Source organism: Kitasatospora purpeofusca (assembly GCF_000718025.1).
Lineage (GTDB): Bacteria > Actinomycetota > Actinomycetes > Streptomycetales > Streptomycetaceae > Kitasatospora > Kitasatospora purpeofusca.
Window position 1 is genome coordinate 87,906 of record NZ_JODS01000013.1, and the last position, 25,902, is coordinate 113,807.

Genomic DNA, 25,902 nt, shown 5'->3' on the forward strand with positions numbered 1-25,902 from the left:
GTCAGGAGATGCTCCCGCCCCCGGCCCCGCTCCCGCCCCGGCCCCCGTCCGTGGCGGCGGCGATCGCGGCCGCCAGTTCGTCCACGCCCTGCTCCCGCAGCACGCCGTAGTGGTCCCCGGCCAGCCGGACCGTGGCCGGGGCGGCCGCCGACCAGCCGGAGCTGCCCTCGATGAAGGAGTAGTCGTCACCGGTGGCCTTGAAGACGGTCACCGGGGCCGACAGCCGCCGCTCCGCCAGCTCGCGGAAGGTGTACTCGAACTCGTAGGTCTCCCCGACGATCCGGGCCACCCGGCGGATCAGCTCCTCGTCGAGCTCCGGCAGCTTCCGGTGCACGAAGGCGGCGAAGCCGTCCTCGTCCCGCACCTCGGCGAGGCACTCGGCCAGCCCGGGACCGCTGACCGAGCCCGCGAACACCGAGTGGAGGATGGTCAGGTACGCCGGGTTGCGGTAGGAGGACTCGCGTCCGTACCGCTCCCCGTCCGACCGCCGCAGCTCCGGGTTGCCGGGGCAGATCAGCATCAGCGCGGCCACCCGCTCCCCGGCCCGCTCCAGCTGCCAGGCCGCCTCGAAGGCCACCCGGGCGCCGAAGGAGTACCCCCACAGGGTGTAGGGGCCCTCCGGCCGGACCGCCCGGATCTGCGCCAGGTCGGCCGCCGCCATCTCCCGGATCGTCGGGTACGGCGTCTCCCCGGCGTTGATGCCGTACGCCTGGACGCCGTAGAACGGCCGGCCCGAACGCCCGGCGAGCGGACGCAGGTTCATCGGGTAGCCGCCCAGTCCGGGCCAGCAGAACACCGGGTCGCCGGTGCCGTCGCGGTGCAGCGGCACCAGTCGGGAGGCCGGTTCCCCGGCCTTCGGGGCGCCGTCACCTCCCGCGCCGTCGGCCGCGGCGGTGTCGATCCTGGCCGCCAGATCGGCGAGCCGGGGGCACTCGAACAGCACCTGGAGCGGGAGCCGGGTGCCGAACTCCCGGTTCACCCGGTTGACCAGCGCCACCGCGATCAGCGAGTTGCCGCCCGCCGCGAAGAACTCGTCCGCCGTGGAGACGGTCCCGTACTTCAGCGCTGCGGCCCAGAGCCCGGCCAGCCGCCGCTCGGTCGGCGTCGCCGGCGCCACGAACGGCGCACCGGTGGCGGCGTCCCTGACCTGCTCGGCGGCCGCCAGCGCCTTGGCGTCCACCTTGCCGTTGGCGGTCAGCGGCAGCTCGTCCAGCACCAGCACCCGGTTGGGGACCATGTAGTCCGGCAGCAGGGTCACCAGCTCGTCCCTGATCAGCTCCGCCGGGCCGCGCATGTGCACGGCGTCCTCCCGCATGCCCTCGCTGCGGATCTGCTCCTCGCTCACCCGGCCGCCGAGGAAGAAGTACGACGGGCCGCCGGCGATGCCGCACCCGGCCAGCACCGCGTCGATCCGCCGGGCGGAGGGCAGCGGGTGACCGCTCTTCGAGCTGTAGCCCGAGGACATGAACCCGAAGCCGAGCGCGTTGCGCTGCAGCCGGTGCAGCCGGACGCCCAGGCCGATGTACTCCAGCCACGGTTCGGCGGCCCGGCTCACCGCGGTGATGCCGAAGCCCGCCCGCCGGTAGACCTGCTGGTTGATCGCGATGACGTGCCGGGACTCCACCACCTCGGCGGAGATCCTGGTCAGTTCGCCGCCCTCGTACCGGTACAGGCCGGCCGGCAGGCCGTCGACCCCGCCCGGGTGGGCCTGGACGAACAGCTCGGTGTCCTCCCGGCGCGGCCGTCCGTCCTCCGGGACGATCGCGAAGCTGCCCAGGTAGTAGTCCTCCTCGGCGACGTCCAGCCGCCGCTGGACGGAGGGCTCGTGGCCCAGCGGACGCACCGCCAGCCCGTACTCCGGCAGCACCTCCTCCAGCACGCCCAGCATGTGGCCGGTCTCGAACTCCAGCACCTCCCGGATGTTGTTGCGGTACACCGGCTCGACGGCGCCGCGCCGGCCGAGGAAGTGCAGTGCGAGCGGCGCGCCCCCGGCGGCCCGGTCGCCGACCCGGACCAGGGTGTGGTCGACCGGGTGGTAGTAGTGCACGCCCGCGGCGAGGCCGTGCGAGCCGTCCGTCTCCAGGTACAGCTGGGTGGCGTACAGGGCGCCGGGGGAGGCGTAGGCGTACTTCGGCAGCAGCCGCTCGGGGCTGTGGAACTGGCCGAACCAGCGCAGCACCGGGCCGAGTTCGGCCAGGGTGACGGCGGCTGCGGCTGCGGCTGCGGCTGCGGCTGCGGTTGCGGTGGTGGCGGCCGGGCGGCTCGGCGCGGTGGCCGGGCGCGGCGGGGCGAGCAGCGCCAGCAGGTCCTCCCGGGTGACCGGGCCGCCCTCGAAGAACCGGTAGGTCTTGCGGGCGAAGGTCTCCCGCCGCTGCCGGCCGGTCTCCCGGCGCCCCGGCAGTTCGACCACCGGCCGGCCGGCCAGCTCGGCCGGTCCGCGCAGCCCCGGGTTGGACAGCTGGGCCCGGACCTGGAGCTTGCTCGCCTTGGACCGGTGGTGGCCGCCGTGGTTGCCCTGGTCCATCAGGGCGGCCTCCTTGGGGTTCAGCTCCACACAGGCCACCAGGTTGCGGTGGCCCGTCCGCGGGTCGTCGGTGACCACCGCGGCGGCCCGGCGCACCCAGGGGTGCTCCTCGACGGCGAGCGCGATCTCGTCCAGCTCGACCCGGTAGCCGCGCAGCTTGACCTGGTTGTCCACCCGGCCGGCGCACTGCAGGGTGCCGTCCGGGTTCCACTCGGCGAGGTCGCCGGTGCGGTACAGCCGCTCGCCCGGCAGGTACGGCGAGGCGACGAAGCGCTCCGCCGTCAGGTCCGGCCGGTCGAGGTAGCCGCGGGCCAGCTGGACACCGCCGATGTACAGCTCACCGGTCGCGCCGACCTCCACCGGCGCCAGCTCCTCGTCCAGGACGAAGCAGCGGGTGCGGTCCACCGGCACGCCGATCGGCACCGAACCGGCGCCGTCGACGAGCGTCTCCGGGTCGATCCGGTGGGCGGTCGCGTTGATGGTGCACTCGGTCGGGCCGTACAGATTGACCAGCTCCGCGCCCGGCAGCGCCGCCGTCAGCGCCCGGGCCAGCCGGACCGAGAGCGCCTCGCCGCCGGAGTACAGCCCGCGCAGACCGGTGCAGTCGGCCAGCCGCTCGGTGTCGAGCAGGGCCTGGAGCAGGGTCGGCACGCACTGGAGGGTGGTCACGCCGTGCGCGAGCACGGTGTCGATCAGGGCCTCCGGGTCCCGGTAGACGCCGGGCGCGCCCATCACCACCCGCGCGCCGGCGGCGGGCGCGAGGATCTCCCACTGCGCCGCGTCGAAGCTCATCGGCGTCTTCTGCAGCACGGTGGTGTCCGGGCCCAGATGGCCGGCGTCGGCCAGCCAGCGCAGCTGCGACACGATGCTGTGGTGCTCGATCATCACGCCCTTGGGGCGGCCGGTGCTGCCGGAGGTGTGGATGACGTAGGCCAGCGACTCGGGGGCGGGGCCGGCCGGGGCGTGGGCCTGGTGCGGGATGTGGGTGCTCCCGCCCGGCTCCGGCGGTGCGTCCCGGTCCGGGAGGTCGGCGGCGGTGACGATCCGGGTGCCGGCCGGGACCAGCTCGGCCAGCCGGGACCGCAGGTGCTCCTGGGCGACGACCACCCTGGTCCCGCTGGACTCGATCATCCAGCGGAGCCGCTCCTCCGGGTACTCGGGGGAGAGCGGCAGGTACGCGGCGCCCGCGTGCAGGATGCCCCAGGCACCGGTCATCAGCGCCAGGGACGGCTCGGTGCAGAGGCCGACGCAGTCGTCGGCGGCCACGCCCAGCCGGTGCAGGTGCGCGGCGAGCGCGTCGGCGGCGTCGGCGAGCTCGCGGAAGCTCAGCCGGGCGCCGGTGCCGGTGCCCGTTCCGGTGCCCGTTCCGGTGCCCGTTCCGGTGCCCGCGCCGGGCTCCGCCGGAGCGGTGACCGCCGTGGCGTCGGGGCGGGCGGCCGCCTGGGCACGGAGCAGGTCGGGCAGGCAGACGGAGCGGCGGGCGTCGAGAAGGGTGGCGAACAGGACGGACTGTGCGGTCATGACGGGGTTCCCCTGGGCTCGGGCCGATAGGGCCGCCCGGCGCGTGGACCGGGCGTGACCTCCAAGGTCGGCCACCCGTTGTCCCGAACACCTGGGGCAGCGGCCGTCACCCGGCCCCCCTTCGGGCCCGGGGCGGTCCCGCCCGCGTCCCGGGCCGGGGCCCACGCCGGTCCCGCTCGTCCCGGGCGCGGTCCCGGTCCGTCGTGCCCGGTGGTCCCGGCCCCGTCAGAACGGCTGCGGTTCGAGGTCCCGGTCGATCTGCCGCCACGCGCGGGCATCCCGTACGTGCGGGTGCTCGTCCCCCAGGAGACGGATGATCGCGGCCAGTGCCTCCGACCGCAGCTCGCGGGCCTCGTGGTGCCGTCCCAGGTCGCGCACGGTGACGGCCAGGTTCGCCCGGCAGGCCGGCGTGTCCGGGTGCTCGTGCCCGAGCCGCTCGGACAGCCGGTGGAGGGCGGCCCGCCCCAGCTCCTCGGCCCACTCGTGGTGCCCGGTGGCGGTGCAGGAGTTGGCCAGGGTGACCGTGGCGTTCAGGGTGGTCGGATGCTCGGGGCCGACCGTGTCGCTCAGCCCGCGGACCGCTTCGTGCCCGAGCAGGACGGCCGCTTCGGCGTCCCCGCAGCGACGCCGGTACAGCCCGAGGTTCGCGGCGCCGCGGGACCGGCGGGTCGTCAGCCTGCTGCGGACTCACACGGCGACCCTGTCCGTCCTGCTGACCGGGAGCCGCCCGGACCCCGTCGCCCCTCCGGCGGGGCCGCGGCGGCGGGGGCGGTCGTGAAAGCACGGAGGGGCCGGTCCGGTCCGGAGTCAGGTCCGGACCGGGGCGGCCGCCGCGCGGGCGAGGTGGGGGAGGAAGGCGGTGACGGCGGGAGGCGCGGAGTGGGCGCGGAGGGTGGCGGTACGGACGAGGCGGACCGGCGTGTCCTCGGGGTGGAGCGGGACGAGCGCGATGTCCGGACGGGCGGCGCGGGCGGCCAGCGCGGGGATCAGGGTGGCGCCGAACCCGGCGGCGACCAGGCCGAGTTTCGCCGTCCAGGCGCCGACCTCGTAGGCGATCCGGGGCTGGAAGCCACTGCGGACACAGGCGGCGAGCAGGGTGGACTCGGCCCGGCTGCTGGCGGCGATCCAGGGCTCGTCGGCGAGTTCGACGAGCCGCAGCCGTTCCCGGCCGGCCAGCGGGTGGTCCGGGGGGAGGGCCACCAGCACCGGGTCCTCGGCCAGTGGGCGGAGGTCGAACAGCTCGGTGTCGTAGGGGTGCCCGGGGTAGGCGGCGACCACCGCGAGGTCGATCGCGCCGTCCCGCAGCCGGTCGAGCAGCTGTGCCGAGAGGCCCTCGGCGAGGGAGATGCCGATCCCCGGATGCGCCGTGCCGAAGGCCGCCAACGCGGCCGGGACGAGGGCGGCGTTGGCGCTGTCGAAGGCGCCGATCCGCAGTCGGCCGAGGCCGAGGCCGGTGAGCGCGGCGAGGTCGCGGCGGGTGCCGTCCAGCCGGTCCAGCAGTGCCTCGGCGTGCGGCAGCAGCATCCGGCCGTGCTCGGTGAGGCGCACCCCGCGGGCCAGCCGGTCGAACAGCTGGACGCCGAACTCGGCTTCCAGGGTCGCGATCTGACGGGATATCGCGGACTGGGTGAACCCCAGCTGCTCGCCGGCGGCGGTGAACGAGCCCAGCCGGGCGGTGGTGCGGAAGACGTCGAGCCAGGCCATGTCCATTCCGCATGGGTACCATGCCGGACATTCGCTTGTCGCCTGGCTCGACAGTTCCTAGCGTGGAGCCATGGAGAAGATCGCATTTCTGGGCCTCGGTCGCATGGGGCTCCCGATGGCCCGCCGACTCGCTTCCGGCGGCCACCCGTTGACGGTGTGGAACCGGACGCCCGGCCGGGTGCCGGAGCCGGTGGAGGGGCTGGTGGAGGTCGCGGATCCGGCGGTGGCGGTGCGCGGCGCGGGCGTCGTGGTCACCATGCTGGCCGACCCGGCGGCGCTGGCGTCCGTCGCGGGACGGATCACCGCCGAACTGGCGCCCGGCACCGTGTGGGTGGAGATGTCCTCGGTGGGCCCCGCCGCGGTGGCCGAGGTGCGCGCGCAACTTCCGGACGGTGTGGGCCTGGTGGACGCTCCGGTGCTGGGCAGCGTCGGGCCGGCCGGGACCGGCGGGCTGACCGTGCTGGTGGGCGGCGGGCCGGTGGACGTGGAGCGGGTCCGGCCGGTGCTGGAGCGGCTCGGCCGGGTGGTCGACTGCGGCGGTCCCGGGGCCGGCGCGGCGCTCAAGCTGGTGGCGATCGGGGCGATCGTCGGGGGAGTGGCGGTGGTCGCCGAGGCGCTGGCGCTGGCCGGATCGCTCGGTCTGCCCGAGGAGTTGGCGGGCGGGGTGCTCGCCGCCGGGCCGCTCGGGGGACTGGTGGCGCGGGCCACGGCCGTCGACGCCGACTTCCCGGTGCGGCTGGCCGCCAAGGACCTCGCGCTGGCGGGCGGCGGTCCGGTGCTCGGCGCGGTGCGCGAACGGCTGCTGGCCCACCCGGAGTTGGCCGAGCAGGACCTCGCGCGCTGGGTGGACGCGGTGCGCGCCGGGAGCTGAGGGCCCGGGTCGGGGCCGAGTCCGGGCCCGGGTCGGGGCCGGGGTGTCCGTCCGCCTCGGGGGAGGACGGGCGCCCCGGCCGCCGCCGTCAGCCGGCCCAGCGGGTGACGGTGAAGCCGGAGCCCTCGCGCCGCACCTCGGCGGCGCCCGTCCCGGCGAAATGCGCCGGGACGACCAACTCGCCCCGGTCGGCCGCTCGTTCGAGGACGCTGCGCCGGGTGGTCGCGGCCATCGCCGGGTCCTCGCAGAAGCAGCTGTTGCACTCGGGGCGGGTCAGCTGGAGCGGGCTGTGCAGCAGGTCGCCGACGAACACCGCCCGCTCGCCGCGCGAGTCGAGCCGCAGCACCGAGGAGCCGGGGCTGTGGCCGGGCGCGGGCTCCAGGGTGAGAGCCTCGTCCAGTCGGACGCCCTCGGTCCAGAGCACCGCTCGGCCCGAGCGGACCACCGGCTCGATGCTGTCGGCGTAGAGCAGCCGCCGCTCCTCCTGCCGGGTCGCCGGACCGGCCCGCCCGGGCCCGTCCGGGGCGAAGGAGGCGTGGTCGGCGGCCGGCAGGTAGTAGACGGCGTTGGGGAAGGCGGGCACCCACTCGCCGTCCCGCTCGACGGTGTTCCAGCCGACGTGGTCGGCGTGCAGATGGGTGTTGACCACCACGTCGACGTCCTCGGGCCGCACACCGGCGGCCGCGAGCAGGTCGAGGAAGTCGCTGTCCCGCTCGTGGAAGAGGCGGTTGTGCGGGCGCTGCCGACGGTGCCCGACGCCGGTGTCGACCAGGACGGTGCGGCCCCCGTGGCGGACCACCCAGCTCTGCAGGGCGCCGAGATGGGTGTCGTCGGCGCGGTTCCAGTGGTCGGGCGCGAGCAGGTCCGCGTTCCGCTCCCAGTCCTCGGGCGTCGCCCCGGGCACGATGTCGGCGGAGGGCATGAACGCCCCCTCCCACTCCCTGACCCGCAGTACCTCGGCCTCGCCGAGCACGATCCGTTCCATGGTCCCTCCCGTGGTGGTGCGTGATGTCGTTCCGTCGACGAGTCCGATCCTAGGAGCGTGTTACTGAGCGGTTCAATACGTGATTGGCTCGATCGGATACGCAATCGGCTCACTGGTGTGCCGCTGCGGCTATTCTGCGGTCATGGACGTGGTGAGCGACGCGATCGCGGCGGTGCGGATCGGACGACCCTCCTCCAACCGGCTGCGGGTCGGCGGGGCCTGGTCGGCCCGCATCCCCGCCTACGAGGGCGCCGGCTTCCATGTGGTGCTGGAGGGCGGCTGCTGGCTGCTGCCGGACGGCGGCGAGCCCGTCCGGCTCGGGGCGGGCGACGCCGTGCTGCTGCCGCACGGGACGGGCCATGTGCTCGCGTCCGCGCCGCTGGACCACGGTGCGGCGGCGCTGGCGGTGCCGATCGAGCGGCTGCTCGCGGCGGCCCGGCCGACGCCGCCGCTTGCCCCGGAGAGCCCGGAGGGCCCGCGCGACGGTGCCGCCGTTCCGGAGGGTCCGCTCGACGGCGCCCCCGGTCCGGTGCCGGTGCTCGGCACCGCGAGCGGGCCGATCACCGAACTGCTCTGCGGGAAGTACCGCCTGGAGCACAGCAGGTCCCACCCGCTGATGCTGGAGCTGCCGGACGTGGTGCATCTGCCGAACCGGGTCGGAGCCCACCCCCAACTCCGGGCGGCGGTCGATCTGTTGGGCGGGGAACTGGCCGCCGACGGGGCGGGCGGGGCGCTCGCCGTGCCGAGTCTGATCGATCTGCTGCTGGTGTACATGCTGCGGGCCTGGCTGGCCTCGCCCCGGACCGCGGCCGGGGCGGATGCGGCGGCCTCGGGTTCGGGAGCGCCGGGCTCGGTGCCGTCCGGCTCGGCGGCGGAGTCGGGCGCCGCCGGGGTGGGGCCGGGTGCGGGCGGCCGCTGGCCCGCCGCGCTCGGTGACCGGGTGGTGGCGGGCGCGCTGCGCGCCCTGCACGAGGATCCGGCGCGGGGGTGGAGCGTCGAGGAACTGGCCGCGAGCACGGGCGTCTCCCGGGCGACGCTGACCCGCCGCTTCACCGCCCTGGTCGGCCGGGCGCCGATGGCCTACCTGGCCTGGTGGCGGATGACCCGGGCGGCCGCGCTGCTCCAGCAGACCGCCGATCCGCTGGACGTCATCGCCCGCCGGGTCGGCTATGCGACGCCGTACGCGCTCTCGCACGCCTTCAGCCGGCAGTTCGGGACGACGCCGGGCCGCTACCGGGACCGGATGGCGGCCCACTTCTCTGACGGATGATCAAACTCTTGAACGTTTGAGTATGCCCGTCCTGTCCCTGTCAAGAGCGCCTCGGCGTGCCGCCGGGGTGTCGGTATGTGCAGCGAACAATCGTTTGCCCACCAGGTACGTACCAGGTCACAGCTATTGATCGTGGGCGATTCGTCCTTCTCTGTCATGTCCTGTCAGGTCTTGACTCGGAGGATCCTCCAAGTTTCAACCCCTGCTTGGCGTTCATGAAGATAACGAAAGAGCAGGGATTCGCCGGAGCTTGAATTTACTTATTGACGACACAGGACGGCGCCGGGTTAACTCCTGCCACCTCGCCGCAGAGTTGCGGCCCCTGTCACGGAGGCATCCACCCCATGAACGCAACGATGCGTCGCGTCCTCGTCGGCACCGCCGCGGTCTCGATGGCCCTCTCGCTGGCCGCCTGCGGCAAGGCCGGCGCCGACAAGAAGGACAGCGCGAGCTCCGGGGACTCCAAGTCCATCGGCCTGCTGCTGCCGGAGAACGCCTCCTCCACCCGCTACGAGTCCTTCGACCGCCCGTTCATCGAGGCCAAGGTCACCGCCCTCTGCCCGGACTGCAAGGTCCGCTACAGCAACGCCGAGGGCAGCGCGGCCAAGCAGAAGCAGCAGTTCGACACCCTGATCGCCGAGGGCGTCAAGGTGATCGTGCTCGACGCCTTCGACGCCAAGTCCACCCAGGCCTGGGTCAAGGAGGCGGCCGGCAAGGGCGTCAAGGTCGTCGCCTACGACCGTCTCGCCACCGGCCCGGTCTCCGCCTACGTCTCCTTCGACAACGAGAAGGTCGGCGAACTCCAGGGCCAGGCCCTGCTGGACGCCCTCGGCGCCAAGGCCGCCGACGCCAACATCGTGATGATCAACGGCGACGAGGCCGACCCGAACGCGGCGCTCTTCAAGTCCGGTGCTCACAAGGTGCTCGACGGCAAGATCAAGAAGGTGGTGTACGAGCAGTCCGGTGAGTGGAAGCCCACCGTCGCGGGCCAGAAGACCGGCGCCGCCATCACCCAGCTGGGCAAGGACGGCTTCCAGGCGGTCTACTCCGCCAACGACGGCATGGCCGGCGCGATCATCACCCAGCTCAAGGCGGCCGGCGTCAACGTCCCGGTCGGAGGCCAGGACGCCGGCCTCGACGCGATCCAGCGGATCGTCGCCGGGGACCAGGCCTACACCATCTACAAGGCGTACAAGCCGCTCGCCGACAGCGCCGCCGAGCTCGCCGTCAGCCTGCTCCAGGGCAAGGACGTCAAGGCCGTCGCCTCCGCCACCGTGGACAGCGACACCGACAAGGGCATTCCGGCCAAGCTGCTGGACCCCAAGGTCGTCACCAAGGCCAACATCACCGCCACCGTGATCGCCGACGGACTCTACAAGGCCGCCGACATCTGCACCGCCGACTACGCCGCCGCCTGCGCCGCCGCCGGTCTGAAGTGACCCCCGGTCACTGACCCCGGGGTCAATGACCCCAGGATCACCGACGGCCGGTGGCCGAGGTCCGTCCGGCGCCCTCGCGCGGCGCCGGACGGCGGCCCGCCCCGCCGTCGCCCCCCGCTCCCACCCCACCCCTCCCCGCCACGCACACCCCCGCAGGAGATGGTTCACGTGACAGGCGCACCCGTACTGGCGCTGCGCGCGGTCTCCAAGCGCTTCGGCGCTGTCCAGGCACTCACCGACGTCGACCTCGACGTCCACGCCGGTGAGGTCGTCGCCCTGGTCGGCGACAACGGTGCCGGAAAGTCCACGCTGGTCAAGACGATCGCCGGGGTCCACCCCATCGACGAGGGCACCATCACCTGGGAGGGCCGCCCGGTCCGGATCGGCCGCCCCCAGGACGCCCAGGCCCTCGGCATCGCGACCGTCTACCAGGACCTCGCGCTCTGCGACAACCTCGACGTCGTCGCCAACCTCTTCCTCGGCCGCGAGCTGCGCCGCCGCGGCACCCTGGACGAGGTCGCCATGGAGCGGCGCGCCAAGGAACTCCTGGACACCCTGTCGATCCGCATCCCGAGCGTGCGGATCCCGATCGCCGCCCTCTCCGGCGGCCAGCGCCAGGTGGTCGCCATCGCCCGCGCCCTGGTCGGCGACCCCCGGATCGTCATCCTCGACGAACCGACCGCCGCCCTCGGCGTCGAGCAGACCGCGCAGGTCCTGGACCTCGTCGAGCGGCTGCGCCAGCGCGGCCTCGGCGTCATCCTGATCAGCCACAACATGGCGGACGTCCGCGCGGTCGCCGACACCGTCGCCGTGCTGCGGCTCGGCCGCAACAACGGCGCCTTCCCGGTCGCCGGGACCACGTCCGAGGAGATCATCTCCGCCATCACCGGCGCCACCGACAATGCCGTCACCCGGCGCCAGGCACGCATCGCGGAGGAAGCGAAGTGAGCACCAGCCAGACCACCCCCGCCGCCGACACCCCGGCCCCGGCCGCCGACCCCCGGCTGCTGGTCCGCCAGGGCGGCGTCGCCGGCTACGCGGACGAGTTCCGCCGCAAGATCCGCAGCGGCGAACTCGGGGCGCTGCCCGTCGTCCTGGGCCTGATCCTGATCGCGATCATCTTCCAGAGCGTCACCGGCCACTTCCTCCAGGCCGACAACCTGACCAACATCACCAAGTGGATCGCCGGCTACGGCCTGATCTCGGTCGGTGTCGTCTTCGTCCTGCTGCTCGGCGAGATCGACCTCTCGCTCGGCTCGGTGGCCGGTGCCTGCGCCGCCGTCACCTCCGTGCTCGCGGTGCGCCAGGGCCTGAACGAATGGCTGGCGATCCTCCTCGCCCTGCTCACCGCCGGTGCGATGGGCGCCCTGCACGGCTTCTTCTTCGCCCGGATCGGCGTCCCCGCGTTCGTCGTCACCCTGGCCGGCATGCTCGCCTGGAGCGGCCTCCAGGACTACGTGCTCGGCAAGCTCGGCACCGTCAACAACATCAACGACGGCGTCGTCGCCCACTTGGACAACTACTTCCTCGGTGACGGCGACATCCTCTTCGCCTGGCTGCTCGCCGTCCTCGCCGTCGCCGGGTACGGCGCCGCCCAGGTGCTCACCGCCCGCCGCCGCACCGCCGCCGGCCTGCCGGCCAGGGCGGTCGGCGAGATCGCGCTGCGCACCGGCGCCCTGGCCGTGGTCGCCCTGGTCTCCGCCTGGACGCTCAACCAGGACAGCGGTCTGCCGCTGCCCCTGGTGGTGCTGGTCGGCGTGGTCGCGCTCACCGACTTCGTGCTCCGCCGCACCTCCTACGGCCGGCAGATCTTCGCGGTCGGCGGCGGCATCGAGGCGGCCCGCCGGGCCGGCATCAACGTGGCCCGGGTCCGGATCTCGGTCTTCATGATCTCCGCCATGCTGGCCGGCCTCGGCGGCCTGTTCATCGCCTCCCAGCAGGGTTCGGCGGACAAGCTGCTCGGCAGCGGCAACGTGCTGATGAGCGCGATCGCCGCCGCCGTCATCGGCGGGACCAGCCTCTTCGGCGGCCGGGGCAGCACCTGGTCGGCGCTGCTCGGCATGCTGGTGATCCAGTCGATCACCACCGGACTGGACATGGTGCACGCGGCCCAGGCCATCCAGTACATGATCACCGGCGCGGTGCTGCTGGGCGCGGTGGTGCTCGACTCGGTCTCCCGGCGCACCCAGAAGTCCGCCGGCCGGGGCTGAGCCCGGCCGCGCGCCCCGTACGGCCCGGTCCCCACCCCCACGGGGACCGGGCCTCCGGCGTGCCCGGGCCCGCCGCAGACCTACCGCTCGGGACGTTCGTCCCTGCCGCCCGGCCGGTCCGGCCCCGCACCCTGGACTGCGGGCCGCCGACCCACGAAGTCCGGCGGCCCCGACGAACCCGGGACCCCGTGAGTGAGGACGTACCGCCGCCCATGCCCGCCGAGACGATCGTGCACCGTCTGGTCGACGCCTTCTTCACCCACTGCCAGGAGTGCGGCGAACCCCGTGACAGCAACTGCCACCCCCGCGCCCACTGGCGCCTCTACCTCGACCTCGACGCGGAGACCCTGACCCGGATCCGCCACTGGGCGCTCGACCCGGACAGCCCCGTCGGCACCGAGACCGAGCGCACCGTGCTGCTGCACTGGCTGGACGCCCAGGGGGCCTGAACCGGTCGGACGGCCGGAGGGCCCGGACGGTCGACCGGTTCAGCAGCGGGTCATCGGCACCTCGACCACCGGTCGAGGTGCCGATCGCCGTTCCCGGACGGGGCCCTGCGCGACCCGCCGCTGCCGCGCCAGGCCGCCGACGTGCGGCGGACGACCGACCAGAACGCGGATTCCGCGTACGCAGGACCGTTTCCGCACTGGTCCGACCGGGGCAATCAGGGCGGAAACGGGTTGGCGGGGGCGGAGCGGTGGGCACGCTCGCGCCGAACCGTCCCCTGCACAGAAGGACCACCGCCCTCATGCGGCTTCACCGGACCCTCGGCACGACCGTCGGCGCGCTGCTCCTGGCCCTGGCCGTACCGACCTCCGCGCACTCCACCACCGGCGACTTCCTGTACAAGACCAGCACGGGTCAGGACGCCGGCGTCAGCGACCAGACGAGCGGCGTGTGCATCAACCTGCCGGGCACCACCGAAGAGGCCCCGGGCAACTCGCCCGAGAACTACACCGTCTCCACCGCCACCGTGTTCCTCGAAACCGACTGCAACGGTGACACCTATACCGCCATGGACCCCGGCAAGAAGCTCGGGGAGGACACCAAGATGCGTTCCGTCATCTTCTCCTGACAGAGCGGCAGCAGAAGTCCGGGGGCACCCGTCTCCAGTCGGCCGGCGGGTGGCCCCGAACCTCGGACGGCGCCGTCCCCCTGGCGAAGGACTACCGCTCGGGCCCTCCCCGTGCCAGCTCCAGTGCCTCGCGCAGGCGGCCGTCCGCCGCGGCGAGGAGGCGGGCGGCGGCCTGGGCGTCCACCCCGGCCAGCACCACCAGGACGGCGGCCTTCGCCTCGCCGCCGGTGGCCGCCAGCGCGCGCCGCGCCGTCTCCTCGTCGGCGCCGGTGATGTCGACGACGATCCGCCGTGCCCGCTCGCGGAGCTTGGCGTTGCCGGCCCGGACGTCGACCATCAGATTCCCGTACGTCCGGCCGAGGCGGACCATGACCGCCGTCGAGATCAGGTTCAGCACCAGCTTCTGCGCCGTGCCCGCCTTGAGCCGGGTGGACCCGGCCAGCACCTCGGGACCGGTCTCCACCTCGATCCCCAGCTCGGCGGCCGCGACCAGCGGCGATTCGGCCGCCCCCGCCAGCCCCACGCCCAGGGCCCCGGCCCGGCGCGCGTGCCGGACCGCCGCCACCGTGTACGGCGTGCGTCCGGAGGCGGAGACGCCGACCACCGTGTCCTCGGGCGTCAGCGCGAGCGCGGCCAGGTCGGCCGCCGCCAGCTCCGGGCGGTCCTCCGCCCCCTCCACCGCGCGCACCAGCGCCGCCGGTCCGCCCGCGATCAGCCCGACCACCTGCCCGGGGTCGGTGCCGAAGGTCGGCGGGCACTCGCTCGCGTCCAGCACTCCCAGCCGCCCGGCCGTCCCGGCGCCCGCGTAGACCAGCCGCCCGCCCCGCGCCATCCGCGCGGCGACGGCGTCCACCACGACGGCGATCCTCGGCAGCTCCCGGGCCACCGCGCCGGCCACCGTGCCGTCCTCGGCGTTCAGCAGCCGCAGCAGCTCGGCCGTGCCCAGCCGGTCGATCCCGGCCCACTCCGGTCGCGCCGTCTCGGTGGCCGGCCGGTCGGTGTTCTCCATACGCTGCCCCTCCCCGCGCGGACCCGCCGCCAACCGGAGCTGCCGCCGCCCGGGCGCGGGCGTCGCCGGTCGGGTGCCATGGGGAGGGCCGGATGGTTCACTGCTGGTCGGTGTTCGGGCGGTCCCGGTGGGCGGGGCGGTTGCCCCGGGACGGTGTCCCGGTCGGAGTGAGAGCACCGGTGACATCCGCGTCGCCCTGAGCGGCGAGGGGGATCCGCCGCCACCCAGTGCTCCAAGGCCGGGGAGCTCGCGACCGGGGCCGTGCCCGGGGTCGGGCTGTTCCTGAGCGCCCGGCGGGGTGGAGCGGACCGTCTGCACGGCGACCCTGCCGGACGAGCCGGCGGGCGACTACCGGGCCACCGTCCGCCGCGGTGACGGGCCGGCGGTGGCCACGGCGAAGATCGACCCGGGGGACCGCGGCGGCCCGTGCTGAGCGGTCCCCACGGATGCCCGTGGTGGTGCGGACGCCGCCCCTCGCTCCCCGAGGGGAGGGAGGGGCGGCGTTCCGCTGCCGGGGCGCGGGTGGGGCCGTCCTCCGACCGGGGTGTCAGGCCATCCAGAAGAAGACGGCGGTCATCCGCCGCTCCTCCAGGGTCAGGCCGTGGTAGGAGGTCGCGCTGTGGATCAGGTTGGCGTGGTAGACCAGCAGGCGGTTGTAGCGGTTGGGGACGCGGACGTCCTCGGTGAAGGCGTCGGCCGGGACGCGGCGGGTGCCGAGCGCCTCGACCAGGTTGTTGTGCGGGGCGGTGACCAGGTTGCCGCCGAGCCGGCCGCCGGGGAACTGCTGGCGGTAGAAGCCCGTGCCGGCGTCCTTCGGCGCGCCGGGGCTGAGGTAGAGGACGGCCGCGAAGCGGCACAGCGCCCGGGAGTCGGTGTGCGGACGCGACTCCGACTCGGCGGTGCCCACCAGTTGGATGCAGTTGTGGTTCAGGGTGCCGCCGCCCGGGGTGCTCTGCACCCAGAGCCGCGACGCCCCGGTGGCCTTGCGGACGAGCGCCTCCACCCGGGCCAGCTCGTCGGGTTCGAGGCCGGGCATGGTGCGCAGTCCGGGCCAGGATTCCGGCCGGTAGGGGTAGCCCTCGGTCCAGTCGTTGCGGTCGAGGCAGCGGCGGCGGACGGCGTCCGGGTCCGGCAGGACGTCGTCGAACACCCAGTAGTCGCGGCCGGGTGTCGGCTTGCGGTACGGCAGCACCGGCAGCGTGGCGGTCCGTCCGGGGCCGGGGGGCAGTGGAGGCATGGGCCGACCATAGGAGCGAGCTCCCCCAACTTTCTGCCGTGAGCAGGTCAACCTTTCGTCAAGGTGCTGGTCGGTGGTGGCAGGCGGAGGTGTCCCGCTCAGCAGGAGCCGTCGGCGAGCACGTAGTAGCCGGGGCCGGTCCGGCGCAGGGTGTGGACGGTGAAGGTGTTCCACAGCCCCATCGCCTGTCCGGAGCCGAGCGCGTACACCAGACCGCCGGTCAGTGTCGCGCGCCCGGCCGCCACCTGGTGGTAGTTGTCGGTGGTCCAGCACGCGGCCGGTCCGCCCGGTGTGGTGACGGTGACGGTGGTGGAGCGGGCGCCCGCGGTGCCGTCGGCGGCGACCGCGGCCACCGCGTAGGCGTAGGCCGTACCGGCGCTCAGACCGCCGTCGGTCCACGCGGTGCCGGTGGGGTCCGCGACCGGCGCGCCGTCCCGGAAGACCCGGTAGGAGACGGCCCCGGTGACGGGCTGCCAGCCGAGCGCGACGGTGTCGCCCCCGGTCGCGGTGGCGGTCAGACCGCTGGGCGCGGGCAGTCCGGGGACCGTCGGCCCGCCGCTGTCCAGGCCCCAGAAGAGCGCGGTGTGGTAGCCGGAGCAGATCGCGTCCAGGAAGTACGCGCCGGTGGACCCGCACCTGTCGGTTCCCGGGCCCGGGGCGACGGCCAGCCCGTGCCCCATGCCCGCGATCGAGTACAGCGCGACGGCGGGCCGCCCGCCCGCGTCGTCGTAGCGGGTCTCGGTGGTGCCGCCGGGCAGGCTCCGGATGCCGGAGGGGGTCTGGCCGATCCCCCACACCTCCGTCCACTGGTCGCGCAGTTCGGTGGCGTTGACCGGTCGGACGGTGGTGTCCGCGGTGCCCTGCCAGATCGCCACCCGGGGCCACGGCCCGGGGTGGCCGGGGTCGGCGCGGCGGACCTTCTCCGCCCACTGGGCCGGGGTGAGACGCTGGTCGTCGTTCTGGCAGGACGAGGCAGCGGACAGGGCGGCGGCGCAGTGCGCGGGCGGACCGGCGTCGACGGCCCCGCCGGCGAACACGTCCGGATAGTCGGCCAGCAGGTCGGCGGCCATCCCGCCCCCGGCGGACAGGCCGGTGACGAACACCCGGCCGCGGTCCGTGCCGAACAGGGCCCCGGCCCTGGTGACCATCTGGAGCACGGAGGCCGCCTCGCCGACGCCCCGGGAGTTCTGCGCGGCGTCGAACCAGCGGAAGCAGGAGAGCGGGTTGTTGGCGGCGCCGGTCTGCGGGAAGACCACGGCGAAGCCGTACCGGTCGGCCAGTTCGGGCCAGCCGGAGTGCCGGTAGTAGTCGTCGGCGGTCTGGGTGCAGCCGTGCAGGGCGACCACCAGAGGCGCGCCGCCGGGCAGCCCGGCCGGGGCGTAGGTGTACATCGCGAGGTTGCCGGGGTTGCTGCCGAACCCGGTGACCTGCTGGAAGGTGCCGGCCGCTGCGGTGGGTACGGGCGCGGGTCCGGCGCTCGCGGGCGTCGACGTGCCGGGGAGCAGCAGCGCCGCCGCGGTGAGCAGGGCGACGAGGGCGGCGCGGCCGGCGCGGCCCGCCCGGTGGATGCGGCGGTCGGTCGGTGGAGCGGCGGGTGGAGCGGTGGGGGACACGGCCATCGGGGACTCCGGGGTGGGGGAGGAGTACGGACCTTGCCGTGCAGGGTGCCGCGCCCGCCCCCGGGCCGCCATGTGGCGGGCGGCCGTCCTGCGAGGACCGGTCGTGGGTGGCGCCGCCATGGCGGCGCCACCCACGGACCGAGGTGCGGTCAGGCGCCGGGGCTCAGCGCCGCGGCGACGAGGCCGCACACGGCGACGAAGCCGCAGATCCCGAAGTTGACCAGTTTGTGGGACAGGAAGACGGCGGCGAACTCGCGGATCGTCGCGCTCGGCCAGTAGTACCGGGCGGTGGGGGAGCCGCAGACCTGACCGTTGACCCCGGTCGTGCGGGCGGTCAGCGCGGCCCGGAAGGCGTGGAAGTTGTTGGTGACGATCACACAGCGGTAGTCGGGCTTCGCCCCCTCCATGATCTCCTTGCTGAAGAGAAGGTTCTCCTCGGTGGTCCGGGAACGGTCCTCGCGCGTCAGGTGCTCGGCGGGGAAGCCGCGTTCGAGCAGGTAGTCCGCCATGGCGTGGGACTCCGGCAGCTTCTCGTCCGGTCCCTGGCCGCCCGAGGTGATCAGCACCGGCGGGTTGCCCCGCGCCGTCTGCGTCTCGTACAGCGCGCGGCCGCGGTGGAGCCGGCTGGCGAGCAGCGGCGGCACCCGGTCGCCGCCGACCAGCCCGGAGCCCAGGACCACCACGAAGTCCACGTCCCCGCGCGGCAGGTGGCGCTGGTAGAGGAAGGCGTAGCCGACGAAGCAGACGAAGAGGAAGGCCACGTAGCCGACCACCAGGAGCGCCGTGGCGGCGAGGACGGCGAGGCGCGGGGAGTCGGTGACGACGGCCGCTCCGAGCAGACCGATCAGCGCGAGGATGCCGAGGCCGGCGAGCAGCGAGAGCAGGTTCGCCGGCCGCCGGCCCTCCTTGCGGATCATCGTCACTCCGTTGGAGAGGAGGAACCAGACCAGGGCCACCGTGCCGACCGTCGGCAGCAGGGCGATGACGGCCACCGTCAGCTCGGCCACCAGGGTCGGCGCCCGGCGCACCTCCGCGATCAGCGCCAGGGCCAGCAGGGAGACCCCGATGCCGAGCAGTACGGCGTTGCTGAACTTGCGTCGGTCGCGCAGGACTCCGATTCCGCAGAGGAGGAAGAAGAAGGCCGCTGGGGCATAGGCGATCATCTCCGTATCGTAGGGTCCCGCCGAGCGGCCCCGACCGTGGCCTCCTGAGTCGTGGAGGACGCCCCGGTGACCTCGGGGCCGACCGCCCCCGGGCCCTTGTCCAAGGAGCGTCGGCCGTCCGTGAGGTCGCCGGTCGGACCGTTCGTCAGGCCGCTCGCCGGACCCTCCGTCAGGTCGTGTGCGTCCGTGGTGCGCCCGACCCGGCGGACGCCCGGGACGAGGGCCGCCCCGCCGCAGGCCAGCGTGACCAGGGCGGCCGTGACCAGCAGCGGCCCGGTGCTCCCCCAGGCGTCGGCGGCCAGCGGTGCGAGCGTGTACCCCAGCGGGGCGGCGGCGAGCGACAGCAGCCAGTCGTAGGAGGTGACCCGGGCCAGCACCTGCGGCGGGAACTCCTGCTGCACCACGGTCTGCCACACCGGGTTGAGGAAGCCCAGCCCGGTCATCGCCAGGGCGTACGAGGCGACGGTGACCGGTGCGGGCGCCGTCACCGCCAGGGCGACCAGCGGCAGGGCGTACAGGGCGAGGCCGAGGGAGGCGACCAGCAGCGGACGCCTTGGCCGGTACCGGCCGGCGAGCAGCGAACCGGCCAGCACACCGAAGGCGGCGGCCTGGGTCATCGCGATCCACACGCCCTCCCCGCCCATCCGCCGGGAGGCGATCAGCGGCCCGAGGGTGAGCAGGACGGCGGCAGCGCCGTTCCACACGGCGTGGCCGATCAGGCTGGTCCAGTACCAGTCGCGCGAGCGCACCTCGCTCCAGCCCCGGAGCAGGTCGGCGCGCAGCGACCTGCGCTCGGCGGGGGTGTGCTGCACCTTCAGCCGTGTCAGCAGCGCCGCGCTGACCAGGAAGGAGGCGCCGTCCAGCAGGAACGCCCAGCCGGGGCCCGCGGTCAGGACGAGGAGGCCGGCCAGGGCCGGGCCGCCGAGCCGGGCTCCGTTCACGGCCGAGGCCAGCAGGGCGTTGGCGCGCATCCGCTGCGGGCCGTCCACGGCGGCCGCGACCAGTGGACTGGCGGTCGGCATGGCGAACGCCGAGGCGATCCCGCCGACCGCCTCGGCGGCCGCTACGGCGGCCAGGCTGGGCCGGCCGCCGAGGAGTTCGATGCCGACGGCGATCTGGGCGGCGGCCCGGACCAGGTCGGTGACGAGCGCGACCAGCCTGGGGTCGACGCGGTCCCCGACGACGCCGCCCAGCGGGAGCAGCAGCAGGCGCGGGACCATCGCACAGCCCAGGACCAGGGCCAGCGCGGAGGAGGAGCCGGTCGCCCGGGTGACGGCGATGGCGAGCGCGGCGGGGACGACGGCGTCCCCGAGGGTAGAGATCGTCCGGCCGAGGAAGAGCAGCCGGAAGGCGGGCAGGCGCAGCGGGTGCGGGTGGTGGGTCGAAGTCACGGGAGCACTGTATTTCGGTGCCGAAATTTCGTCAACGAAATATTGGGAGCCGAAAAACCCCTGGTCCGGGGCCGCCTAGACTCGGGGGCATGACACCCGCGACGCACCGGACGGCGGCCGACCGCCCCCGTGACTGGACCGACGGCCACGTCGAACGCTGGCGGCCGGTACTGCCGCACCTGGACCCGGACGTCGAGGGCGCCGTCACCCGGATGAGCAAGCTCACCCGGCACCTCGGCCGGGTCCGCGAGCAGGGTGTGGCCGACTTCGGACTGCAGAAGCACGAGTTCGACACCCTGCACGGGCTGGCCGGCCGCGGCGGCCGGGCCACCCCGTCCGAGCTGCGCGGTGACCTCGGCCTGGCGCCCGCCTCGGTGACCGGGCGTCTGGAAGCACTGGAACGGCGCGGGTTCATCGTCCGCACGCCCTCCAGCGACGACCGCCGCCGGGTGGACGTCGAACTGACCGAGCAGGGCCGACTGGCCTGGGCGCGGGCGCTGGACGTGGTCGGCCGGGAGGAGCACCGGCTGCTCGGTGTGCTCTCCCCGGCCGAGCGCCGCCAGCTCGCCGATCTGCTGCGCCGGGTGCTGCTGGTCGCCGAGGGGCCGCCGCCGGAGCCCGGATCGCTCGCCGGACCGCAGCCCGGCGCCGACCCCCGGCTCGGCCCGGCGGCCGCGGCCTGGACCGACGGCGGTGCCGAGCCGAGGACGGACCCCCCGACGGCCGACTGGCACGGCTAGGGTCAGGCCCAAGGCCAAGGCCCAAGGCCAAGGCCCAAGGCCAAGGCCCAAGGCCAAGGCCCAAGGCCGACGCCGGGGTCAGCTCCAGGGGCCGACCGTGAGCCGGATCCGGGCGTCGGGGCCGAGGATCGGGCCGGTGGTGGCCGGCAGGGGGATGTTGGCGAGCCAGGCATCGGCCCGCGGGTCCTCGTCGGGCAGTGGCGGGCCGGTCGGGTGGAGGTCCCGGATCGCGCCGACCACCTCGGAGTTCCAGTGCGCCCAGGCCGCCGGACGCGGGGAGTCGGTGTCCACGTCGACGATCAGGGTGTCCGCGAAGTCGGCGGTCTGCTCCAGATGGTCGCCGAAGCCGAAGAACCCGTTGTGCTCCTTGAGTCCGAGCACCCGCAGGTCGAGGGCGAACCGCACCGGTTCGCTCGCGCCCGGCCGTTCGGGGTCCGCGGCCGCGTCCACCGCCGCGCGCTCCGCGTCCTCGCGGGGCGGGAGCAGCTTGCTGGAGAGGAAGGTGGTCGCCAGCTGGACGGCGCCGTCCCTGGTGGCCCGGGCCTGACGGGTGGCCGAGGTGGGGTCGGAGAGCTGGATCGGGCACCAGTGAGGGGCGGCGCGTTCGTGCAGCAGTACCGGCAGTCCGCGGACCTGTAGCCGTACCTCGGCCTGCCAGGTGACGTCCGGGTCGCGGTCGGGGAGTTGCACGTCGACCAGGTCGACCCGGGCCCGGAGGTCGCCGAACAGGAAGCGGCGCAGGTTCTGGTACCCCTCCTCGGAGTTGACCAGTCCGTACCGGCCGCTGTGGCTGCGGTGCGTGAACGCCCGGTTGGCGCCGGTGACCTGGGCGTTCTCGATCTGCACCAGGCCGTCGCTGCGCGGGCCGACGGCCGAGGCCGAGACGCCGTGGGCGACGTCGTAGTCGTCGGAGTCGGTGCCGATCATGCAGAAGATCCGGTCGAGCGGGAACCCGCCCGCGGCCTCCTGGGGTGTCCCGCTGCCGTCGTCGTCCGGCATGTCGACGGCCCGCCAGCCCTCCGGCGGCCCGTCCGGATCGGGGTCCGGCGTCAGGTACTGGTACATCCGGTCGGGTCCGAAGATGTCGGAGCCGTTGAAGTCGAAGGTGTCGCGCAGGGCTTCGGGGATGCCGAAGCCGACGGCGAAGGTGATGCCGCCGTGCGGCGTGCCGTAGGTGAACAGTTTCGACACGTAGTCGGTGGCGCGCTTCCCCTTGCGCTGCTCGGGGATGACCTTCTGGAGCAGGCAGCGGCAGATCAGTCCGCCCATCGAGTGGGCGACCAGGTGGACCTGCGGTGCGCCGGTGCGCTCCTGGAGGTCCTCGATCAGGCGGAGGAGGTCCTCGGCGGCGTGCTCCAGGCTGAATGCCTCGGGTTCGGCGCCCCAGGTGCCGGAGCAGCGGTCGTAGAAGCGGTGGATCCAGATGCTGTCGGGGCGGATGTCCTTGGGGTGGTTCGCCAGATAGGCCTCCTGGCCGCCCTCGACGAAGACGCGGTAGCCCTCGTCGGTGAGCAGGCGTACTAACGGGCTTTCGAACTGGTAGAAGACGGGGGAGTCCTGGCGCCCGACGCGGATGTGCGTCGAGCCTTCGTTGAATCCGTAGAACGGATCCGTCACGGCCTTCTCGATCCCGGGGGTGCCACCGGCGTATCCCCGGACATAGACGATCGGGAGTCTGGAGGACGGCGTACTCATGGCCGGCCTGCCCTCTCGGCGGCCGGTACCGGCCGGCACCGGCCGACCCATTGACGTGGGAGCTTCTTCCTCCCAGTGTCGGCCCGCCGGGCGGCCCTGTCACCCCCCGTGTGCGGAACGTTGATGGGTCGTCACTGCCCGTTCCGGTCGGCCGGTCGCGCGGACGGTCGCGCGCACGGTCGCGCGCACGGTCGCGCGCACGGCTCAGCGGCGGTCCGGCGGCAGCAGCGCGGCGAGTCCGTCGAGGATGCGCTCGAGGCCGAAGCCGAACCGGGCGTCCAGGTCGGGGCCGGTGAGGTCGTCGGCCATCGCGACGAGGTTGGGGAACTCCGCGACGGGCAGCGCGCGGAAGCGTTCGGCGGCGGCGTCGGCCACCTCGCGCCGACCGGCGCCCGCGGTCTCGGCGGCCGCCATCGGGGACTGCTCCTGGAGGACGAAGCCCTGGACGTACGCGCCGAGCAGGTAGGAGATCATCGCGCTGTCGGCGGGGGAGAAGCCCGCCTCCCGCAGCCGGTCGAGCTGGTCCTCCATCAGCCGCAGCAGGTGCGGACCCGGGGCGAGCCGGCCCGCGACCACCTTGGCCGCGTCCCGCCGGCCCAGCAGATGGGCGCGGTAGCGCTGGCAGTAGCCGCGCAGCTGGGTGCGCCAGTCGCCGGAACGCGGCGGGGCCTCGGCGTCGGCCATCAGCGCGTCGTTCAGGAGGTCGAGCAGTTCCTCCTTGTTGCGGACGTGCCAGTACAGCGAGGCGGCCTTGACCCCGACCTCGGCGGCGACCTTGCGCATCGACAGGCCGGCCAGGCCCTCGCGCTCAAGTACCCGCAGGGCTGCTTGGGCGAGGGCGTCGCGGGTGAGTCCGGGCTGGGTGGCGTCGTCCTCGTCGGCCGGCATGAGGTCCTCGCTGTTCGTCGGGCGGGTCGGGCCGCGGGCCCCGGGCCGGGACGGGCCGGTATTCCACTTGCAATCTAACACCGTTAGGTGCACGCTGTCCCCCGTCGAACTGCCCCTAACGCCGTTAGGGGCCCTGGAGGCAATCGAGAGGAACGCCCGATGGGGGAGAGCGGGGCGCCGGACGTCCGGCGCCGCCAGCGGCTCGCGCTGGCGACGCTGTGCACCACCATGTTCATGTCCATGCTGGACAACGTCATCGTCAACAACGCCCTGCCGCGCATCGGCCAGGACCTCGACGCGGGCATCACCGGCCTCCAGTGGGTCGCCGAGGGCTACAGCCTGGTCTTCGCCGCCCTGCTGCTCACCGGCGGCGCGCTCGGCGACCGGTACGGCCGCACCGCCGTGTTCCGGCTCGGCCTGGCGCTGTTCACGCTGGGATCGGCCGCCGGGGCCCTGGCCGGAACGGTCGGGACCCTGGTCGCCGCCCGGATGCTCCAGGGCGTCGGCGCCGCGCTGCTCACCCCCGGCAGCCTCGCCATCCTGCGGCACGTGTTCACCGACGAACGGGAACGCACCCGCGCCATCGGCCGCTGGTCCGGCGTCTCCGCGCTCGGCCTCTCGGTCGGCCCGGTGGTCGGCGGCCCGATGGTGGAGGCCTTCGGCTGGGCGAGCGTCTTCTGGATCAACGTCCCGATCGGCGTCGCCGCACTCGTCCTGTCGGCCCGGGTCCTGCCGGTCGTCCCGTCCCGGGCCCGGCGGATCGACCTCGGCGGCCTGGTGCTCTCGGCGCTCGGCCTCGGCGCGGCCGTCCACACCCTGGTCGAGGGCCCGGACCGCGGCTGGACCGACGGCCGGGTGCTCACCACGGCGGCGCTCGCGGTGCTGCTGCTGACGGCGTTCCTGCTGCTGGAACTGCGGATCGCCGAGCCGATGCTCGACCTCCGGCTGTTCCGCGACGGCGTGCTCGGCGGCGCGCTGCTGGGCGGATTCGCGGTGAGCTTCGGAATGTTCGGCGCGCTGTTCTTCCTGCCGCTGCTGATGCAGGGCGTCCTGGACTGGTCCCCGACCGCCGCCGGCCTCGCCGGGCTGCCGATGACGGCCATGATCGTCGTCGCGGGTCCGGTCTCGGCGCGGCTGACCGGCCGGTACGGGCCCCGGATCCCGCTGGTCCTCGGCATCGCCCTGTGCGCGTTCGGCCTCGCCGGCCTGTCCCGGTACGGCGAGAACGCCCACTACGCCGAGTACCTGTGGACGCTCTTCGTGCTCGGCCTGGGGATGGGGATGACCTTCACCCCGGTCTCGATCGCCGTCCTCCAGCGGGTCGCCCCGGAGCGGATCGGCACCGCCTCGGCGACCGTCAACACCCTGCGCGAGCTCGGCGGCGTGCTCGGCATCGCCGTCCTCGGCGCCGTCCTGACCCACCGCCTGGCCGACTCCCTGTCCGGCCTCGGCCTACCGCCCGAGACTCTGACCGCCGCCACCGCGCCGGGCGCGGGCACCGCCGCGCTGCCCGGACCGGTCCGGTCGGCCGTCGAGGCCGCCTTCACCGACGGCATCCAGCTCGCCCTGCGCTGCGGCTCCGCCGCCCTGGCCCTGGCCGCCGTCCTGGTCGCCCTGCTGCTGCGCCGTGCCGCGACCCGACCGGAGGGGCCGCAGGGCCCGGCCGTCGCAGCCCGACCCCGCCCGGAGGTCCCGGCCGGCGCCCGCCCGGAGTGAGCGGCGCCCGCCCGGGACGAGCGGCGCGCCGCCGACGGCGCATCGCTACCCCGGGCGGTCAGCGGAAGACGGCGATCGCGTGGACCTCCAGCACCGCCTCGGCGGCGTCCCAGCCGTGGACCGTGCCGAGGCAGTACCCCGCGCGGGTCTGGGCGCCGGCCTCGGAGTCGCTCAGCCCCGGCCGGGTGCAGGTCACCCGCACCCGCCCCGTCCGGGAGAGGTCGCCGGGCGGGGCGTACCGGGCCATGAAGACCAGGTCGCCCTCGGTGGCGCCGGGCGCGGCCTCGACGGCCTGGAACTTCCCCCGGAGCAGCACATAGGCCTCCGCCTGGGAGAGCCGGACGCCCGGCGGTCGCGGCCCGGACTCCTCGACCGCGTCGAGGGACCGCGCCAGCGCGCGGTTCTTCCGGACGGTACCGGTCAGCAGATTGGCGTGGATGATGCCGTCCCGGTCGTCGAGCGCCTTGATGATGACGCCGATCACGTCGATCGGGGCATCGCTCCGCACGTACCTGCTGATCCGCTCCTCCGCGGCCTCCGTGCCGATGCCGACCGTCGTGCCGGGCAGCTCGCCGCCGAAGTGCAGGTTGCGGGTGATCCGTTGTTCGACCTCCTGGGTCAGGGCAGCGGTGTAGCGGCCCATCCGGTAGATGTCCATGACGGCCTTGTCGTCCAGGTGGACGCACGCCTTGGTGGTGACGTCCACACCGGCGGGCGGCCGGTTGCGGCGCAGCTCCCGCCCGGCGATGGCGAGGAGCGCGACCAGGCACCCGAACGCCACCAGCCAGGCGGTGAGTTCGAGCCGGTGGACGCCCCAGGAGTGCTCGTCGAGGATGGTCACTGGT

The 25,902-nt window shown here is 74.3% G+C and carries 21 protein-coding genes and 1 pseudogene; 10 read left to right on the forward strand and 12 right to left on the reverse strand.

The window, feature by feature from the left end:
- Position 1: 1 nt before the first annotated feature.
- From IF01_RS0119820 to IF01_RS0119835, 3 genes are all read right to left on the reverse strand, one after another.
- Positions 2-4,045: an amino acid adenylation domain-containing protein gene (locus tag IF01_RS0119820; RefSeq protein ID WP_051755721.1), complete on the reverse strand. Its 4,044-nt coding sequence runs from the start codon at positions 4,043-4,045 to the stop codon at positions 2-4.
- A 225-nt stretch (positions 4,046-4,270) separates the two neighbouring features.
- Complete coding sequence (locus IF01_RS51370; protein ID WP_078880116.1) at positions 4,271-4,720, reverse strand: tetratricopeptide repeat protein; 450 nt, start codon at positions 4,718-4,720, stop codon at positions 4,271-4,273.
- Between the two features lie 132 nt (positions 4,721-4,852).
- Positions 4,853-5,755 carry a LysR family transcriptional regulator gene (locus IF01_RS0119835; protein WP_030394796.1) on the reverse strand — a complete coding sequence of 301 codons (903 nt, stop codon included), beginning with the start codon at positions 5,753-5,755 and terminating at the stop codon, positions 4,853-4,855.
- A gap of 64 nt (positions 5,756-5,819) precedes the next feature.
- Here IF01_RS0119835 and IF01_RS0119840 point away from each other — a divergent pair, with 64 nt between their 5' ends.
- A complete protein-coding gene (locus IF01_RS0119840; protein WP_030394797.1) occupies positions 5,820-6,620 on the forward strand; it encodes an NAD(P)-dependent oxidoreductase in 801 nt (266 codons plus the stop codon).
- Between the two features lie 88 nt (positions 6,621-6,708).
- Here the strand turns inward: IF01_RS0119840 and IF01_RS0119845 are convergent, their stop codons facing one another.
- Positions 6,709-7,605 (reverse strand): MBL fold metallo-hydrolase, encoded by an 897-nt coding sequence (locus tag IF01_RS0119845; protein WP_030394798.1) that lies wholly within the window; start codon positions 7,603-7,605, stop codon positions 6,709-6,711.
- A 142-nt stretch (positions 7,606-7,747) separates the two neighbouring features.
- On the opposite strand from IF01_RS0119845, the gene IF01_RS0119850 reads away from it, so the two are divergent.
- The 6 genes from IF01_RS0119850 (at position 7,748) to IF01_RS0119875 (ending at position 13,599) form a co-directional block, all read left to right on the forward strand.
- On the forward strand, positions 7,748-8,875 hold the full coding sequence (locus IF01_RS0119850; protein ID WP_037780360.1) for an AraC family transcriptional regulator: 1,128 nt from the start codon (positions 7,748-7,750) through the stop codon (positions 8,873-8,875).
- 344 nt (positions 8,876-9,219) lie between these two features.
- Positions 9,220-10,314: a sugar ABC transporter substrate-binding protein gene (locus IF01_RS0119855; RefSeq protein ID WP_030394800.1), complete on the forward strand. Its 1,095-nt coding sequence runs from the start codon at positions 9,220-9,222 to the stop codon at positions 10,312-10,314.
- 159 nt (positions 10,315-10,473) lie between these two features.
- Entirely contained in the window at positions 10,474-11,262 is a 789-nt protein-coding gene (locus IF01_RS0119860; protein ID WP_078880117.1) for an ATP-binding cassette domain-containing protein, read from the forward strand.
- Complete coding sequence (locus tag IF01_RS0119865; RefSeq protein ID WP_030394802.1) at positions 11,259-12,524, forward strand: sugar ABC transporter permease; 1,266 nt, start codon at positions 11,259-11,261, stop codon at positions 12,522-12,524. Before IF01_RS0119860 ends, IF01_RS0119865 begins: the two co-directional genes overlap by 4 nt.
- Before the next feature lie 212 nt (positions 12,525-12,736).
- On the forward strand, positions 12,737-12,973 hold the full coding sequence (locus tag IF01_RS0119870) for a hypothetical protein (protein WP_030394803.1): 237 nt from the start codon (positions 12,737-12,739) through the stop codon (positions 12,971-12,973).
- Positions 12,974-13,272: 299 nt separating this feature from the next.
- Positions 13,273-13,599 carry a hypothetical protein gene (locus tag IF01_RS0119875; protein ID WP_030394804.1) on the forward strand — a complete coding sequence of 109 codons (327 nt, stop codon included), beginning with the start codon at positions 13,273-13,275 and terminating at the stop codon, positions 13,597-13,599.
- A 91-nt stretch (positions 13,600-13,690) separates the two neighbouring features.
- On the opposite strand, the gene murQ is transcribed toward IF01_RS0119875, so the two are convergent.
- Positions 13,691-14,608, reverse strand: coding sequence for an N-acetylmuramic acid 6-phosphate etherase (murQ, locus tag IF01_RS0119880; protein WP_037780363.1), 918 nt, complete (start codon positions 14,606-14,608; stop codon positions 13,691-13,693).
- Positions 14,609-14,906: 298 nt separating this feature from the next.
- Here murQ and IF01_RS51065 point away from each other — a divergent pair, with 298 nt between their 5' ends.
- Complete coding sequence (locus IF01_RS51065) at positions 14,907-15,041, forward strand: hypothetical protein (RefSeq protein ID WP_279617269.1); 135 nt, start codon at positions 14,907-14,909, stop codon at positions 15,039-15,041.
- A 114-nt stretch (positions 15,042-15,155) separates the two neighbouring features.
- On the opposite strand, the gene IF01_RS0119890 is transcribed toward IF01_RS51065, so the two are convergent.
- From IF01_RS0119890 to IF01_RS0119905, 4 genes are all read right to left on the reverse strand, one after another.
- Entirely contained in the window at positions 15,156-15,845 is a 690-nt protein-coding gene (locus IF01_RS0119890) for a DUF6445 family protein (RefSeq protein ID WP_030394806.1), read from the reverse strand.
- Between the two features lie 98 nt (positions 15,846-15,943).
- On the reverse strand, positions 15,944-17,464 hold the full coding sequence (locus tag IF01_RS0119895) for an extracellular catalytic domain type 1 short-chain-length polyhydroxyalkanoate depolymerase (protein WP_037780365.1): 1,521 nt from the start codon (positions 17,462-17,464) through the stop codon (positions 15,944-15,946).
- Between the two features lie 149 nt (positions 17,465-17,613).
- Complete coding sequence (locus IF01_RS0119900) at positions 17,614-18,627, reverse strand: YdcF family protein (protein WP_030394808.1); 1,014 nt, start codon at positions 18,625-18,627, stop codon at positions 17,614-17,616.
- Positions 18,624-20,018: an MFS transporter gene (locus IF01_RS0119905; protein ID WP_063764255.1), complete on the reverse strand. Its 1,395-nt coding sequence runs from the start codon at positions 20,016-20,018 to the stop codon at positions 18,624-18,626. The genes IF01_RS0119900 and IF01_RS0119905 overlap by 4 nt, the downstream gene beginning before the upstream one ends.
- Positions 20,019-20,107: 89 nt before the next feature.
- Between IF01_RS0119905 and IF01_RS0119910 the strand changes: the two are divergent.
- Positions 20,108-20,620: pseudogene (locus tag IF01_RS0119910) on the forward strand (MarR family winged helix-turn-helix transcriptional regulator); the annotation flags it as partial.
- A 216-nt stretch (positions 20,621-20,836) separates the two neighbouring features.
- Here the strand turns inward: IF01_RS0119910 and IF01_RS0119915 are convergent.
- Both IF01_RS0119915 and IF01_RS0119920 read right to left on the reverse strand, forming a co-directional pair.
- The gene (locus tag IF01_RS0119915) at positions 20,837-22,453 is read right to left on the reverse strand and encodes an alpha/beta fold hydrolase (protein WP_030394811.1); all 1,617 of its coding nucleotides are present in this window, start codon (positions 22,451-22,453) and stop codon (positions 20,837-20,839) included.
- Between the two features lie 204 nt (positions 22,454-22,657).
- Complete coding sequence (locus IF01_RS0119920; protein WP_051755722.1) at positions 22,658-23,341, reverse strand: TetR/AcrR family transcriptional regulator; 684 nt, start codon at positions 23,339-23,341, stop codon at positions 22,658-22,660.
- A 159-nt stretch (positions 23,342-23,500) separates the two neighbouring features.
- Between IF01_RS0119920 and IF01_RS0119925 the strand changes: the two genes are divergently transcribed.
- Complete coding sequence (locus IF01_RS0119925; RefSeq protein WP_078880120.1) at positions 23,501-25,057, forward strand: MFS transporter; 1,557 nt, start codon at positions 23,501-23,503, stop codon at positions 25,055-25,057.
- A 58-nt stretch (positions 25,058-25,115) separates the two neighbouring features.
- On the opposite strand, the gene IF01_RS0119930 is transcribed toward IF01_RS0119925, so the two are convergent.
- On the reverse strand, positions 25,116-25,898 hold the full coding sequence (locus IF01_RS0119930; RefSeq protein ID WP_051742437.1) for a hypothetical protein: 783 nt from the start codon (positions 25,896-25,898) through the stop codon (positions 25,116-25,118).
- Between the last annotated feature and the right edge of the window lie 4 nt (positions 25,899-25,902).

What these genes read in the sequence shown, in the direction of transcription:
- IF01_RS0119855 (WP_030394800.1), top strand. Translation starts at nt 9,220, where the DNA reads ATGAACGCAACGATGCGTCGCGTCCTCGTCGGCACCGCCGCGGTCTCG.
- IF01_RS0119890 (WP_030394806.1), bottom strand. Translation starts at nt 15,845, where the DNA reads ATGCCTCCACTGCCCCCCGGCCCCGGACGGACCGCCACGCTGCCGGTG.
- IF01_RS0119920 (WP_051755722.1), bottom strand. Translation starts at nt 23,341, where the DNA reads ATGCCGGCCGACGAGGACGACGCCACCCAGCCCGGACTCACCCGCGAC.
- IF01_RS0119835 (WP_030394796.1), bottom strand. Translation starts at nt 5,755, where the DNA reads ATGGACATGGCCTGGCTCGACGTCTTCCGCACCACCGCCCGGCTGGGC.
- IF01_RS0119840 (WP_030394797.1), top strand. Translation starts at nt 5,820, where the DNA reads ATGGAGAAGATCGCATTTCTGGGCCTCGGTCGCATGGGGCTCCCGATG.
- IF01_RS0119915 (WP_030394811.1), bottom strand. Translation starts at nt 22,453, where the DNA reads ATGAGTACGCCGTCCTCCAGACTCCCGATCGTCTATGTCCGGGGATAC.
- IF01_RS0119870 (WP_030394803.1), top strand. Translation starts at nt 12,737, where the DNA reads ATGCCCGCCGAGACGATCGTGCACCGTCTGGTCGACGCCTTCTTCACC.
- IF01_RS0119845 (WP_030394798.1), bottom strand. Translation starts at nt 7,605, where the DNA reads ATGGAACGGATCGTGCTCGGCGAGGCCGAGGTACTGCGGGTCAGGGAG.
- IF01_RS0119860 (WP_078880117.1), top strand. Translation starts at nt 10,474, where the DNA reads ATGGTTCACGTGACAGGCGCACCCGTACTGGCGCTGCGCGCGGTCTCC.
- IF01_RS0119900 (WP_030394808.1), bottom strand. Translation starts at nt 18,627, where the DNA reads ATGATCGCCTATGCCCCAGCGGCCTTCTTCTTCCTCCTCTGCGGAATC.
- murQ (WP_037780363.1), bottom strand. Translation starts at nt 14,608, where the DNA reads ATGGAGAACACCGACCGGCCGGCCACCGAGACGGCGCGACCGGAGTGG.
- IF01_RS0119895 (WP_037780365.1), bottom strand. Translation starts at nt 17,464, where the DNA reads ATGGCCGTGTCCCCCACCGCTCCACCCGCCGCTCCACCGACCGACCGC.
- IF01_RS0119925 (WP_078880120.1), top strand. Translation starts at nt 23,501, where the DNA reads ATGGGGGAGAGCGGGGCGCCGGACGTCCGGCGCCGCCAGCGGCTCGCG.
- IF01_RS0119850 (WP_037780360.1), top strand. Translation starts at nt 7,748, where the DNA reads ATGGACGTGGTGAGCGACGCGATCGCGGCGGTGCGGATCGGACGACCC.
- IF01_RS0119875 (WP_030394804.1), top strand. Translation starts at nt 13,273, where the DNA reads ATGCGGCTTCACCGGACCCTCGGCACGACCGTCGGCGCGCTGCTCCTG.
- IF01_RS0119820 (WP_051755721.1), bottom strand. Translation starts at nt 4,045, where the DNA reads ATGACCGCACAGTCCGTCCTGTTCGCCACCCTTCTCGACGCCCGCCGC.